Origin of the sequence: Microbacterium trichothecenolyticum (genome assembly GCF_000956465.1) — a bacterium.
Taxonomy (GTDB): Bacteria; Actinomycetota; Actinomycetes; order Actinomycetales; family Microbacteriaceae; genus Microbacterium; species Microbacterium trichothecenolyticum.
Window position 1 is genome coordinate 1 of the sequence record NZ_JYJA01000018.1, and the last position, 12,879, is coordinate 12,879.

A 12,879-nucleotide genomic window follows, 5' to 3' on the forward strand; every position below is an offset into this window, starting at 1 on the left:
CCTACGATCGAGGCGTGCACGTGCTGGACCTGCTGGCGGCCGCTGCTGCCGCCGAGTCCCCCAACCTGTGGGGCGCGCTGGGGTGCGCGGGTCTACGGGTGAGGCGTCGACGAGCGACGGATGCCGCCGCCTGGTGCGTCACGTCAGTTCGCGGCGCACCCGCACGATGTCGTCGCTCATCTGCGCGATGAGCGGCCCGATCCCCTCGAACGCGACCATGCCGCGGATGCGGCCGACGAACTCGATCTCGACGACGTGTCCGTAGAGGTCGAGGTCGGTCTCGTCGAGCACATACGCCTCGACCTGGCGCACCTTCACGTCATCGAAGGTGGGGTTCGTGCCGATGCTGATCGCAGCCGGGTACCGCACGCTGCTGCGCGGCTCGGATGCTCCGTCCCGAGGCATGCCCTCGTCCACCAGCCATCCGGCGTAGACGCCCTCGGCGGGCACGAAGCCCTCGAGGTCGGCTGAGAGGTTCGCGGTCGGGAAGCCGAGCTCACGTCCGCGCTTGAGCCCGTGGACGACTTCGCCGCGGACCGAATGCGAGCGGCCGAGCAGACGCGTCGCGTCGGCGATCTCGCCGGCGTCGAGCAGCTCGCGCACCCACGTCGACGAGACGCGGCGGCCGGCGTCGATCGCGCGCACGTCGTCGACGACATCGACCTCGAAGCCGAACTCAGGTCCGAGTTCGCGCAGCAGCTCGGGGTTGCCGGCGCCGCCGCGGCCGAAGCGGAAGTCCGCACCGACCATCACGATCCGCACGCCCAAGGCGCCGACGAGGACGTGCTCGACGAACTCGCGTGCACTCAGGTCGGCGAGTGTGCGATCGAAGGTGAGCATGAGCGTCGCGTCGACGCCCGCGTCCGCCAGAAGGCGGAGCTTCTGCTCGACGCCGACCAGGCTGTCGGGGCAGATCTCGGGGCGCAGCAGCGCGAGCGGGTTGCGGTCGAACGTCACCGCGACGACGCGAGCACCGGAGGCCGCAGCATCCACGCGCGCCCGGTCGATGACCGCGCGATGGCCCGAGTGCACGCCGTCGAACTTGCCGATCGCGACGACGGAGGGACCGAAGCCCGCGGGCACCTCGCTCGGGTCCCGGAAGACGATCACGATGCGACCGCCGCCGGTGCGGGAGTCTGCGCCTCTGCGGCGGGGTGGTGGGTCGCGAGCCACCAGATGCCGAGGAACGGCAGCACGAGCGGGACGAACAGGTAGCCCATGCCGAACCACGACCACACCGTCGGGTGCGCGAAGAGCTCGGGCATGACGAGACTCAGGGTTCCGATGACCAGCACGCCGACGAGCTCGAACACGATCGCCACCCACGCCACGACGTACCAGCCGCGGCGGCCCGCGAACACCAGCGCGAGCGTCGCCACGATGTACACGACGGCGGACAGCGCAGACAGCGTGTAGGCGACCGGCGCTTCGTCGAAGCGCTCGACGATCTGCACGAAGGACCGACCGGTGGCACCGAGGGCCATGATCGCGTAGACGATCACGAGCACGCGGCCGATACCGGTCATGCGGGGGCGAGCGGAAGTGGTCGACATAACCAGACGAGTTTAGTTCGTGTCGCCGGGGCCCTGGCTTCTCAGGCGACCTGGACGGTCCAGATGACGTACATGCGCCACACCATCACCGCGATCGACAGCGCCGCGATCCCCATGATCACCGTGCTCCAGCGGCTGCGCTCGAGGAGCGCCCACGCGACGGCGGCGAACGGCAGCAGCACCGCCGAGACGAGATAGACCCAGAACTCGAGCAGGCTCCCCGACGGCGGGTTGCCCGTGAGCGGCGCGACGATCGCGATCACGACCTGCACCAGCAGCAGCAGCTCGACCAGCGCCAGCGAGCCGACCGTCCAGTCGCTGGGGCGACGACCCGCGAGGCCGGCGATCACGCAGAACAGCCCGGCTGCGACGGCCACGGCGACCTGCGCGATCGTGAACCACAGGATCATCGGGCGGCCTCCTCGGGCATGTTCATCGCGCTCTTCACATCGGCGCCGCGGCGCTCGACGATGCCGACGAGCACGCCGTCCGGATCGATCGCGGCGGTCGGGTTCGCGGGCAGCCGCTCCGCGGCGCCCAGCAGCCGCTTGCCGTGGCGGAGGTCGCGCGCCTCGTCGGCGGTGACGTCGAACCGGCCGAGCACGGCGGTGGCCGCGTCCGCAGGGCCGCGCAGCGGGGCGTCGGCCAGCTCGTCGACGGCCGCGGCCTCCGCGACGTCGAACGGGCCGATGCGCGTGCGGCGCAGCGCCGTGAGGTGGCCGCCGACGCCGAGGGCGGCGCCGAGGTCGCGCGCGAGCGAGCGGATGTAGGTCCCGCTCGAGCAGTCGACGACCACGTCCAGGTCGACGGTGCCGGCGGACCGGCGCTCCGCGAGCACGTCGAACCGGGACACGGTGACCTCGCGGGCTGTGAGCTGCACGTCCTCCCCCGACCGTGCGAGGTCGTAGGCGCGGCGCCCGTCGACCTTGATCGCCGAGTAGGTGCTGGGCACCTGCGAGATGCGGCCGGTCAGGGCGGCGATGCCGCCGGAGATCCCCGCGGCATCGAGGGACGAGGCATCCGTCGTCGAGACCGTCTGGCCCTCCGCGTCGTCGGTGTCGGTCGCGACCCCGAGCCGGATCGTCGCCTCGTACGTCTTGTCGAGCCCGACCACGAAGGTCAGCAGACGCGTCGCGCCCTCGACGCCGAGCACCAGCAGGCCCGTCGCCATCGGGTCGAGCGTGCCGGCGTGGCCGATCTTGCGCGTGCCGAGCGCGCGCCGGGCACGCGCGACGACGTCGTGCGAGGTGATGCCGCCGGGCTTGTCGACCAGCAGGATTCCGGGTGCCGCCATCAGCTGCGCCCGACGATCCGGGGGTGTGCGAGGTCGGCGTTGTCGACGATGACGGATGCTGCGTCCCGCGGGTGCGCCTCGTTCACGTAGATCTCCTGCCCCTGCCGGTAGCGCGCGTTCGAGGGTGCATCGGGGTCCGGATCCGAGCCGTCTCGGAGCGCCATGCGGGCGTATGCGACGTCGAAGGGGACATCGAGCCACACCGACCAGTCCCAGAGGTCCTGCAGCTCGGGACGGTTGAGGAAGATGCCGTCGACGACGAGCACCGCGTCGAGCGGAGCGGTGACCCATTGCGATTCGACGGAAGCGTCGCGCGCGACGTCGAATGCACTGAGCTGGAACCCGGTCGTGCCTGCGGTCTGCGCGCCGTCGCGGAACGGGTCGATGAGCACGCGGCGGAACGTGGCGTAGTCGTACGAGTCCCGGTAGAAGCCATCCGGGCTGCGCCGTCCGCGCGCGTACCGTTCGGCGCGGGGGCGATGGAAGCCGTCGATCCCCGCGCGGAACACGGCGTCGCCGGTCTCGGCGAAGACCTCGGCCAGGCCGTCGGCGAACACCGTCTTGCCCGCGCCGTCGAGTCCGTCGATCGCCACGATCACCCGGCCGGCGGGGTACCGCCGCCGCACGCGGTCGCGCAGCTCGCGCCACAGCGTCGTGGTCGGGGTGACGGGCAGGCGCATGCCTCAAGCCTACGGCGCGCAGGCACCGCGCCTCGTCCGGACGCCTACGCTGGATGGCATGCCCGACCTCGCCGCTCCCCTGGTCGAGTGGTATCGGGCGAACGCGCGCGACCTGCCGTGGCGGCGGGCCGGATTCGGGCCCTGGGGCGTGCTCGTGAGCGAGTTCATGCTGCAGCAGACGCCCGTGAATCGGGTGATCCCTCATCTCGAGGCGTGGCTCACGCGATGGCCGACGCCCACCGACCTCGCCGCCGCCGCCCCCGCCGACGCGGTGCGTCAGTGGGCGAACCTGGGGTACCCGCGCCGGGCGCTGTGGCTGCACCGCGCTGCGGTGGAGATCCGCGACCGCCACGACGGCGTCGTCCCGCGCGACGTGGACGCGCTGCTCGCGCTGACCGGCATCGGCGACTACACCGCCCGGGCCGTAGCGGTCTTCGCCTATGGCGACCGGCATCCCGTCGTCGACACGAACACGCGAAGGGTGCTTGCCCGCGTCATCGACGGCAGGTCGCAGCCGGGTCCTCCCTCACGTCGCGACCTCCGGGCGATGGAGGCGATCCTGCCCGTGGACCGCACGACGGCCGCCGTCGTGAACGCGGCGACGATGGAGCTCGGCGCGACGGTCTGCACCGCGCGCGTTCCGCGCTGCGAGGTGTGCCCTCTCACCGACCGGTGCGCCTGGCTCGCCGCCGGCCGGCCCGACACCGGCGACGAGCGCCGCAAGCAGGCGCGGTACGAGGGCAGCGACCGGCAGGCGCGCGGCGCGGTGCTCAAGGCGCTGAGGGATGCTGCGACCCACGCGGTGCCTCTGGCCGAAGTCGTGCCGGACTGGCCTGACAGGCTGCAGCGCGACCGCGCCATCGACTCGCTCATCGCGGACGGACTCGCCGAGGCGGTCGACGGGTTGCTGCGCCTCCCGGTCTGAGCGACGCACCCGCATACGCAGAACGCCGCGACCGATCATGTCGGTCGCGGCGTTCTGCGTGCGCTGTGGCGCGCTTACTCGTCTTCGTCGAGTTCGCGCGGCTTGAGGTACGGGTCGGCGTCGCCGGCGTACGTGGCCGAGGCCGCAAGGCCCGCCACCGCCGCATCCCGCTCCTGCGCCTCACGGAGCAGGTCGGCGATGTGGCCGGCGTTCTCGGGGATCGCGTCGGGGATGAACTCGAGCGACGGGGTGAGGCGCACGTTGAGGTGCTTGCCCACCTCGGAGCGCAGCATCCCGGTCGCCGCCTTGAGCGCCTTGGCGGAATCCTCGCGCTCCTCGGCAGAACCCAGCACCGTGTAGAACACGGACGCGTGCTGCAGGTCACCCGTGACGCGCACGTCGGTGATGGTGACGAAGCCCAGGCGCGGGTCGCGCAGACCCTTCTCGAGCCTCTCGGCCAGGATCACGCGGATGCGGTCGCCCAGACGGGCCTGACGTTCCGAAGACATGATGATGCTCCTTTCGAAGCGTGAGGGACGCCCTGACGGATCAGGACGCCCCTCACGTTGCGCTACTTACGCGCGGGGCTTCTCGACCATCTCGGTGGTCTCGATCTCGTCGCCCACCTGGATGTCGTTGTACTTGCCGAGGCCGATACCGCACTCGAAGTCCGTCCGGACCTCGGTGACGTCGTCCTTGAAACGGCGCAGCGACTCGATCGCCAGGCCGTCCGCGAGGACCACACCGTCGCGGATGACGCGCGCCTTGGCGTTGCGCGTGATCGTTCCGGAGCGGACGATGACACCGGCGATGTTGCCGAACTTGGAAGAGCGGAACACCTCCCGGATCTCGGCCACACCCGACTGGACCTCTTCGTACTCCGGCTTGAGCAGGCCCTTGAGCGACTGCTCGACGTCGTCGATCGCGTTGTAGATGACCGAGTAGAACCGGACATCCACACCCTCACGGGCGGCGCGCTCGCGCGCCTTCGTGTCGGGACGGACGTTGAAGCCGATGACGATCGCGTTGTCGATCGTCGCGAGGTTGATGTCGGACTCGGTGATCGCACCGACACCGCGGTGGATGATGCGCAGCTGCACCGAGTCGTCGACCTCGATCTTGAGGAGCGACTCCTCGAGCGCCTCGACGGCACCCGACACGTCGCCCTTGATGATGAGGTTGAGCGACTCGACCTTGCCCTCTTCGAGCGCACGCGTGAAGTCCTCGAGCGAGATGCGCTTGCGGGCCTTGGCCAGCTGCGCGTTGCGCTCGGCGGCCTCGCGCTTCTCGGCGATCTGACGCGCGGTGCGGTCCTCCTCGGTCACGATGAACGTGTCGCCGGCTCGCGGCACCGAGTTGAGACCCTGCACCTGTACCGGACGCGAGGGGTAGGCCTCGGCGACCGGGTCGCCGTTCTCGTCCGCCATGGCCCGGACGCGGCCGTAGGCCGTGCCCGCGACGATCGCGTCTCCGACGCGCAGCGTTCCGGACTGGATGAGCACCGTGGCCACCGAGCCGCGGCCCTTGTCGAGCTTGGCCTCGATCGCGACACCGCGCGCATCCTTGTTCGGATTGGCCGTGAGGTCCAGACCCGCGTCGGCGGTCAGCAGCACCGCGTCGAGGAGGTCCTGGATGCCGGTGCCCTGACGGGCCGACACGTCGACGAACATGACGTCGCCGCCGTACTCCTCGGCCACCAGGCCGTACTCGGTGAGCTGCTGGCGCACCTTGGCCGGATTGGCGTCGGGCTTGTCGACCTTGTTCACCGCGACCACGATCGGGACGTTGGCCGCCTGCGCGTGGTTCAGGGCCTCGACCGTCTGCGGCATGATGCCGTCGTCGGCCGCGACCACGAGGATCGCGAGGTCGGTCACCTGCGCACCACGGGCACGCATGGCGGTGAACGCCTCGTGACCCGGGGTGTCGATGAAGGTGATCGCGCGCTCGATGCCCTCGTGCTCGGTCCACACCTGGTACGCACCGATGTGCTGCGTGATGCCGCCGGCCTCGCCCGCGACCACGTTGGTCTGGCGGATGGCGTCGAGCAGTCGCGTCTTACCGTGATCGACGTGACCCATGACGGTCACGACCGGAGGCCGGATCTCGAGGTCTTCCTCGTTCTCCGCCTCCAGCTCGGCCTCGAGGTCGAGACCGAAGCCCTCGAGGAGCTCCTTGTCCTCGTCCTCGGGCGAGACCATCTGGATCTTGTAGCCGAGCTCGGCGCCGAGCACCTCGAACGTCGCCTCGTCCAGCGACTCGGTGGCCGTGGCCATCTCGCCCAGGTTGAAGAGGATCGTGACGAGCGTGCCGGGCTGCACGGTGTAGCCGCGCAGGGCCTCGAGCTTGTCGGCGAAGTCGGCGATCGATGCGCCGCGACGCAGGCGGATGATCTCGCCGTTGCCCTTCGAGACGTTGACGCCGCCGACGACCGGCGCCGACCGCATCTCGAATTCCTGGCGCTTCGCCCGACGCGACTTGCGCTGCTTCGACTTGCCGCCGCCCTTGCCGAAGGCACCTGCGGTACCACCGCCAGGACCACGGCCGCGACCGCCGCCGCCACCGGGACGACCGGCGAAGCCGCCGGGTGCGCCCGCACCGGGCGCGCCGCCGGGACGCTGGAAGTCGCCGCCACCGGCACCGCCGGGACGACCGGGGCCGCCGGGACGCTGCTGGAACGGAGCGCCGGGACGACCGCCGCCACCGGGACGACCACCACCACCGGGACGCGGAGCGCCGGGACGGGGGGCACCCGGGCGCGGAGCCTGGGGACGCGGGATGTTGCCGGGGCTCGGGCGCTGGCCCATGCCCTGCGCCGACGCGAAGGGGTTGTTGCCCGGACGCGGGCCGGCGGGACGCTGGCCCATGCCCTGCGAGGACGCGAAGGGGTTGTTGCCGGGGCGCGGGGTGCCACCCGGACGCGGCGGCTGCGGCGTCGCGGCGGCAGGGCCGGGCTTGGGTGCACCGGGCGCGGCCGGAGCCTCCGGCGCCGTGGCGGCGGGAGCAGCCTTGGCGGCAGGCGCGGCGGGAGCCGGTGCCGTCGGGGCCTTCGCGGCGGGAGCCGCAGGGGCAGCGGCCGCCGGAGCGGACTTGGAGGCCGCAGCCGCAGGGGCAGCCGGAGCGGCCGGACGCGCCGGACCGGGCTTCACAGCCGGGCCGGGACGACCCGCGGGTGCGCCGGGCTTCGCCGCCGGCGCGGCGGGTGACCCGGCAGCGGGCTTCGCCGCCGCGGGCGCCGCGTCAGCGGACTTGGCCGCGCCGTCGGCTTCGAGCGCAGCACGGAGCTTCCGCGCTACGGGGGGTTCGATGGTGGACGAGGGGCTCTTGACGTATTCGCCGAGCGCCTTCAGCTTCTCGAGCGCGACCTTGCTGTCGACGCCGAGCTCGGAAGCGATCTCGTGCACGCGTGGTTTGGCAGCCACAAATTCTCCTGTCTGGGTCCACCCAGACAGGGCAGACCGTTATTGGCGGACGGGTCTCATTTCGAGCCGTTCACTTTGTTTCCATAGCCGTTCAGCCTTTTCGCTGGATGTGCTCTTCAATGGTCTGCGTGTCAAGCGGGCCTGACACACGCAATGCCCGCACGAAGGCGCGGCGCCGGATGGCGGCATCCACGCACTCCGGCGTCTCGTGCACCCACGCGCCTCGTCCGGGCATCGATGCACGCTCGTCGACGACGAGGTGGGAATCGATGGCGACCACCCTGAGGAGGGTGGTCCGGAGAGCACGCGTGCGGCATCCGACGCACGTTCGTACAGCGTCCATGTTACACCCCGGGGCTGGGAGCCAGCGCCGCGGGTCAGCCCTCCTCGAGGATGGAGTCCGGCTGGATGTCGATCTTCGCGCCCGTGAGCTTCGCGGCCAGACGGGCGTTCTGGCCCTCCTTGCCGATCGCGAGCGACAGCTGGTAGTCGGGCACGAGGGCGCGCACGGCCTTGTTCGAGGCATCCAGGATGAAGCTCGACGTCACCTTCGCGGGCGACAGCGCATTCGCGACGAACTTCGCGAGCTCCGGGTCGTAGTCGACGATGTCGATCTTCTCGCCGCCGAGCTCTTCGGTGACCGCACGGACGCGACGGCCGAGCTCGCCGATGCAGGCACCCTTGGCGTTGATCGACGGATCGTTCGCCTTCACCGCGATCTTCGTGCGGTGACCGGCCTCGCGGGCGAGCGAGACGATCTCCACCAGACCGGCGGGGATCTCGGGCACCTCGAGGGCGAACAGCTTGCGCACGAGCCCCGGGTGGGTGCGTGAGACGGTGATCTGCGGGCCCTTCGTGCCCTTGGCGACCGACGTCACGTAGACGCGCATGCGCGCCCCGTGCGCGTAGTCCTCGCTGGGGACCTGCTCCTCGGGGGGCAGGATCGCCTCGACGGAGCCGAGGTCGACATGCACCATGCGCGGGTTCGGGCCCTGCTGAACGATTCCGGCGACGATGTCGCCCTCCTTGCCGCGGAACTCGCCCAGCACCGCGTCGTCGGCGATGTCGCGCAGACGCTGGCTGATGACCTGCTTCGCGGCGAACGCGGCGATGCGGCCGAAGTCCTCGGGGGTCGACTCCTCTTCGCCGACGACGGCGCCTTCGTCGTCGAGCAGCGGGATGAACACGGCCACGTGACCGGTCTTGCGGTCGAGTTCTGCGCGCGCACCCTCCGGCAGCTCGCCCGTGGGCGAGGTGTGCTTCGCGTACGCGGTCAGGATCGCCTGTTCGATGATGCGCACGAGCTCGTCGAAGGGGATCTCCTTCTCGCGCTCGACAGTCCGCAGCAGTCCGAGATCGATGTCCACAGTGGCCTCCGTATTCAGCTCTCACCGGCACGTCGACGCGCGCCGGAACCCTCCAACATTACCGGATGCCGCGTCCCACGGTTCTGCGAGTCGACTCGACGCCCCGCGCGGCGGCCGGCGCCCCGCCCGCCTTCAGCCGGAGCAGTCGTCGACGTGGGTGTCGGAGTGGCGGAACCGGGCGTCTGTCCATTCGATGAGCACAGGCACGAAGTGCGATCCGGGCAGCAGCGTGCGCAGATGGTCGTAGCCGCGATACTCGAGGCTGCGCACCTGGTTCCCTTCAGCGCACAGCCGGTCGACGAACTCGCGCTGCAGGTGGGGCGGGATGACCTCGTCCTGGTCCCCCCATGCGACGAGGATCGGCTGCGTCCAGGGACCCGTCGGCGTGTTGTCCTCGAGCCGGCGGCCGAGCGCTCCCGCGGTGAGGTCGCCGACGAAGAGCGGCCGGTCCTCCGAGACGCCGAGCGCTGTCGCGACCGAGACGATCACGCCGGGTTCGGACGGGCATCGTTGCGTCATCTCGCGGACGATCGCCTCCGATCCCGGAGCGATGTAGCGGCTGAGGTCGACATCGTCATAGGTGTCGGCGTAGGGCACGAGCACCCACGAGATGAGGATCGACAGCAGGGCGTTCGCGTCGCCGCTGGTGAGCTCCTCGGCGAGCGCGACCGGCTCGGCGGCCGGCGCGAGCAGCGCCGTGCCCCGCACGTCCAGATCGGGCGCGTAGTCGTCGGCGATCTGCGAGGTCCAGAGGGCCGCGTGCCCGCCCTGGGAGTGTCCCCAGACCGCCGTGCGGCTCGACAGCGTGATGCCGTCGAGCTCTCGCGCGGCGATGACGGCGTCCAGGGACGAGCGTGCCTCGCCGCGGCCGATCAGATACGGGAAGACGCCGGGCGCCCCCTGCCCCGAGTAGTCGGACGCGACGACCACCCAGCCGTTCGCGATCGCCTGGTCGAGTCCGGGGATCGCCCACTTCGTCGCCGACGCATCGCGCAGGCTCGGCGCGCACCCGCGGGCGACGCCGGTGGTGCCGTGGTTCCACACGACGACCGGTCGAGGGCCGGGAGGCGGGTCCTGGGGCACGATGACCAACGCGCTCGCAACCGCCGGCTGGCCATTGGCGTCGCGGGTCGTGTACAGGATGCGGCGGACGTCGGCGCCCGCGGGCTTCTGCCCCGAGAACTCGTCGCTGCGGATCAGGCGCCCGTGGTCGTACGGCACGACGGCGGGCGGGTCGTAGAACGCGTCCACCACCTGGGCGCCGTCTTCGATCCACGAGTTCGCCCACCACCCGCCGGCCGCGAGCACCACCAGCAGAGCCGAGAGCGCGTAGCGCCCCACCGCCAGCCATACGGCGCGGGCGCGGCGGCGACGCGTCGTGGACGCCGGAACGGATGCTGCGGGCAGCCCTGTCGCGGGAACGGAGCGCCTTCCCTCCACGAATGCGCGCACGGCGCGGACCAGCAGAGTGGCACCGAACACGATCGTGCGGACACCGAAGATCACCGCCACGAGGAGGACGGTGACATCAGGCCACGCATACGAGAGCACGCCGAACGCGATCTGGGTGCCGCCCCAGACCCCGGCGAGCACGCGCTGGCTGACACTGCCGCGCGACGCCGCGTCGTAGATCGACGCGAGGCCGCCCAGCACGAGGAGCACCGCGATGATCTCGGGCAGCAGCTCGAGCGTGCGGCCGAGACCGAAGAGCACCGCCAGGCCCAGCGCGATCCACAGGCCGCCGAACACGAGCCGGGACCAGAGCGGTGTCTCGGGCGCCGCGATGATGCGGGCGAGGCCTGAGAAGACGGCACTGAGGCCCACGTAGACGGTCAGCAGCACGAGGGAGGTGAGCGGCCGCGTCACGATGAGCAGCCCCACCAGGAGCGAGAGCGCGCCCACGACGACGAGCACGGCGGGAGGCGCTCCGCGCACGAGGCGAGGTACGACGCTCCAGCCGGTCGCCGGCGGTCGACGGCCCCCGCGGATCATCCGCCCCATGATAGATCGATCGCATATGAGGGCGCCCGACGCGTGGGAGTGGGTCCCCTCGCGGCGAGGGCGCGTCAACCCCCCGCTCGCCCGCACGGCGACGGCTAGCGTGAGGATGTGGAGACCCGCGACGGCGTGAAGGCGAACGCGAAGCACCTCGCCCGTGAGGCGGAGTCGAGCTTCGCCTTCGAGACGCTCGCGCGCGCCGGGTACGTCGCCAACGGCGTCATCCACGCGCTCATCGGCGCCATCGTCATCGTCATCGCCTCCGGCGGACGCGGTGAGGGCGATCAGCTGGGCGCCATGAAGGCGGTCGCGGGGGCCCCGGTCGGTTTCGTGGTGCTGTGGCTCATCGCGATCGGCCTGTGGGCGCTCGCGCTGTGGCACGTGAGCGAGGGCATCCTCGCGCGTGACCTGTCGGACGACATCGAAGGCGCCGCCCGCAAGTGGAGTCGCCGCCTCTCGGAGTTCGGCCAGGCGGCCGTGTTCGTCGCACTCGGCGGGATCTCGGCCGCCGTGGCGATGGGGGCGCGACCCGACGGCGAGAAGACCGCGGAAGGAGCCAGCCGAAGTCTCCTGCAGATTCCAGGCGGGCACATCGTGCTCGGCCTCGTCGGCGTCGGGATCGGCGTCGGCGGCGTGGCCTTCGTCGTCATGGGCGTCCGGAGGAGCTTCCGCAATCGCATCCGCATCCCGGACGGCGGACTCGGTTGGGGCTTCACGACGCTGGGGGTCGTCGGGTTCGTCGCGAAGGGCATCGCCCTCCTGATCGTGGGGGTGCTGCTCGGCGTCGCGGCAGTGCGCGCCGACGCGAGAGTCGCGGGCGGGCTCGACGGCGCCGTCGACGCGGTGCTCGAGCTGCCGCTCGGTCCCGCGCTCGCATGGGTGGTCGGACTGGGCCTGCTCGCCTACGGCGTCTTCACGATCGCCCGTGCCCGCTTCGCGTGGATGTGACCGGGGCCCGGGCACGGGGTTGACCCGCGGCATCCGTCCTGTCAATGGCCTGGCAGAGGCGCGCGACCGAGCGGAATCTGATCGCATGACGCACACAGAGGAAGATCTCGTCACCGGCCCCGAAGCGATCGCGCGGGTCAAGGAACTCGTCGAGGACATCCACTTCACGATGCTGACCACTCGCGATCCCGCGGGGAATCTCGTCAGCCGGCCGATGAGCACGCGCCAGATGGATGGGAACGGCGACATCTGGTTCTTCACTCTCGCCGACACGGCGAAGGTGTCGGAGAGCCAGGCGGATCCGCAGCACGACGTGGGCCTGTCGTACCTCGATTCCAAGGGGCATCGCTATGTCTCGGTCGCCGGCCGGGCCCAGGTCGTGCGCGACGCGGCGAAGATGAAGGAGCTGTACTCCCCTAGCCTCGACATCTGGTTCGAGAACGGACTCGAGACCCCCGGCATCGTGCTGCTTCGGGTGACGCCCGTCGAATGCGAGTTCTGGGAGCCCCGGCACGGCAAGCTCGTCACGGCGGCAGGCATGCTCAAGGCGCTCGTGACGAGGGACACGCCCGACGACACCATGTCGCACGGAAGAGTCAGCTGCTGACGCCCGCCCGGGCGCAGGCCGTCACACCGCGGACCGGCGCGGACACCGGCTCGTTCCCGCTGCGCTCCGCCATACTGGCCGTGCACGA

General features: G+C 71.0%; 13 protein-coding genes. 3 read left to right on the top strand and 10 right to left on the bottom strand.

Annotation, left to right across the window (positions count from 1 at the left end):
• Nucleotides 1-138: 138 nt before the first annotated feature.
• From RS82_RS01120 to RS82_RS01140, 5 genes are all read right to left on the bottom strand, one after another.
• On the bottom strand, nt 139-1,110 hold the full coding sequence (locus RS82_RS01120) for a bifunctional riboflavin kinase/FAD synthetase (protein WP_045296343.1): 972 nt from the start codon (nt 1,108-1,110) through the stop codon (nt 139-141).
• Nucleotides 1,107-1,526 carry a hypothetical protein gene (locus tag RS82_RS01125; RefSeq protein ID WP_211255837.1) on the bottom strand — a complete coding sequence of 140 codons (420 nt, stop codon included), beginning with the start codon at nt 1,524-1,526 and terminating at the stop codon, nt 1,107-1,109. The genes RS82_RS01120 and RS82_RS01125 overlap by 4 nt, the downstream gene beginning before the upstream one ends.
• Before the next feature lie 68 nt (nt 1,527-1,594).
• Nucleotides 1,595-1,963: a hypothetical protein gene (locus RS82_RS01130; protein WP_045296346.1), complete on the bottom strand. Its 369-nt coding sequence runs from the start codon at nt 1,961-1,963 to the stop codon at nt 1,595-1,597.
• Nucleotides 1,960-2,847, bottom strand: coding sequence for a tRNA pseudouridine(55) synthase TruB (truB, locus tag RS82_RS01135; RefSeq protein ID WP_045296348.1), 888 nt, complete (start codon nt 2,845-2,847; stop codon nt 1,960-1,962). The genes RS82_RS01130 and truB overlap by 4 nt, the downstream gene beginning before the upstream one ends.
• A complete protein-coding gene (locus tag RS82_RS01140) occupies nt 2,847-3,527 on the bottom strand; it encodes a nucleoside/nucleotide kinase family protein (protein WP_045296350.1) in 681 nt (226 codons plus the stop codon). The genes truB and RS82_RS01140 overlap by 1 nt, the downstream gene beginning before the upstream one ends.
• A gap of 58 nt (nt 3,528-3,585) precedes the next feature.
• Between RS82_RS01140 and RS82_RS01145 the strand changes: the two genes are divergently transcribed.
• Nucleotides 3,586-4,452: an HhH-GPD family protein gene (locus tag RS82_RS01145; RefSeq protein ID WP_045296351.1), complete on the top strand. Its 867-nt coding sequence runs from the start codon at nt 3,586-3,588 to the stop codon at nt 4,450-4,452.
• A gap of 74 nt (nt 4,453-4,526) precedes the next feature.
• On the opposite strand, the gene rbfA is transcribed toward RS82_RS01145, so the two are convergent.
• From rbfA to RS82_RS01165, 5 genes are all read right to left on the bottom strand, one after another.
• On the bottom strand, nt 4,527-4,961 hold the full coding sequence (gene rbfA / locus RS82_RS01150) for a 30S ribosome-binding factor RbfA (protein WP_045296353.1): 435 nt from the start codon (nt 4,959-4,961) through the stop codon (nt 4,527-4,529).
• A 66-nt stretch (nt 4,962-5,027) separates the two neighbouring features.
• A complete protein-coding gene (infB, locus tag RS82_RS01155) occupies nt 5,028-7,871 on the bottom strand; it encodes a translation initiation factor IF-2 (protein ID WP_245619479.1) in 2,844 nt (947 codons plus the stop codon).
• A 91-nt stretch (nt 7,872-7,962) separates the two neighbouring features.
• The gene (locus RS82_RS20935; protein WP_084695389.1) at nt 7,963-8,214 is read right to left on the bottom strand and encodes a YlxR family protein; all 252 of its coding nucleotides are present in this window, start codon (nt 8,212-8,214) and stop codon (nt 7,963-7,965) included.
• A 34-nt stretch (nt 8,215-8,248) separates the two neighbouring features.
• Entirely contained in the window at nt 8,249-9,238 is a 990-nt protein-coding gene (gene nusA, locus RS82_RS01160; RefSeq protein WP_045296355.1) for a transcription termination factor NusA, read from the bottom strand.
• 132 nt (nt 9,239-9,370) lie between these two features.
• Nucleotides 9,371-11,230, bottom strand: a complete 1,860-nt coding sequence (locus RS82_RS01165) for a lipase family protein (RefSeq protein WP_045296399.1) — start codon at nt 11,228-11,230, stop codon at nt 9,371-9,373.
• 117 nt (nt 11,231-11,347) lie between these two features.
• On the opposite strand from RS82_RS01165, the gene RS82_RS01170 reads away from it, so the two are divergent.
• Together RS82_RS01170 and RS82_RS01175 are read left to right on the top strand one after the other, a co-directional pair.
• Entirely contained in the window at nt 11,348-12,184 is an 837-nt protein-coding gene (locus RS82_RS01170; RefSeq protein WP_157005260.1) for a DUF1206 domain-containing protein, read from the top strand.
• A gap of 85 nt (nt 12,185-12,269) precedes the next feature.
• Nucleotides 12,270-12,791, top strand: coding sequence for a pyridoxamine 5'-phosphate oxidase family protein (locus RS82_RS01175; protein ID WP_045296356.1), 522 nt, complete (start codon nt 12,270-12,272; stop codon nt 12,789-12,791).
• The last annotated feature ends 88 nt before the right edge of the window (nt 12,792-12,879 follow it).

Bases quoted from the DNA above. Each gene is read 5' to 3' on its own strand.
- RS82_RS01125 (WP_211255837.1), bottom strand. From the start codon at position 1,526: ATGACCGGTATCGGCCGCGTGCTCGTGATCGTCTACGCGATCATGGCC.
- RS82_RS01130 (WP_045296346.1), bottom strand. From the start codon at position 1,963: ATGATCCTGTGGTTCACGATCGCGCAGGTCGCCGTGGCCGTCGCAGCC.
- truB (WP_045296348.1), bottom strand. From the start codon at position 2,847: ATGGCGGCACCCGGAATCCTGCTGGTCGACAAGCCCGGCGGCATCACC.
- RS82_RS01140 (WP_045296350.1), bottom strand. From the start codon at position 3,527: ATGCGCCTGCCCGTCACCCCGACCACGACGCTGTGGCGCGAGCTGCGC.
- RS82_RS01145 (WP_045296351.1), top strand. From the start codon at position 3,586: ATGCCCGACCTCGCCGCTCCCCTGGTCGAGTGGTATCGGGCGAACGCG.
- rbfA (WP_045296353.1), bottom strand. From the start codon at position 4,961: ATGTCTTCGGAACGTCAGGCCCGTCTGGGCGACCGCATCCGCGTGATC.
- RS82_RS20935 (WP_084695389.1), bottom strand. From the start codon at position 8,214: ATGGACGCTGTACGAACGTGCGTCGGATGCCGCACGCGTGCTCTCCGG.
- RS82_RS01165 (WP_045296399.1), bottom strand. From the start codon at position 11,230: ATGATCCGCGGGGGCCGTCGACCGCCGGCGACCGGCTGGAGCGTCGTA.
- RS82_RS01175 (WP_045296356.1), top strand. From the start codon at position 12,270: ATGACGCACACAGAGGAAGATCTCGTCACCGGCCCCGAAGCGATCGCG.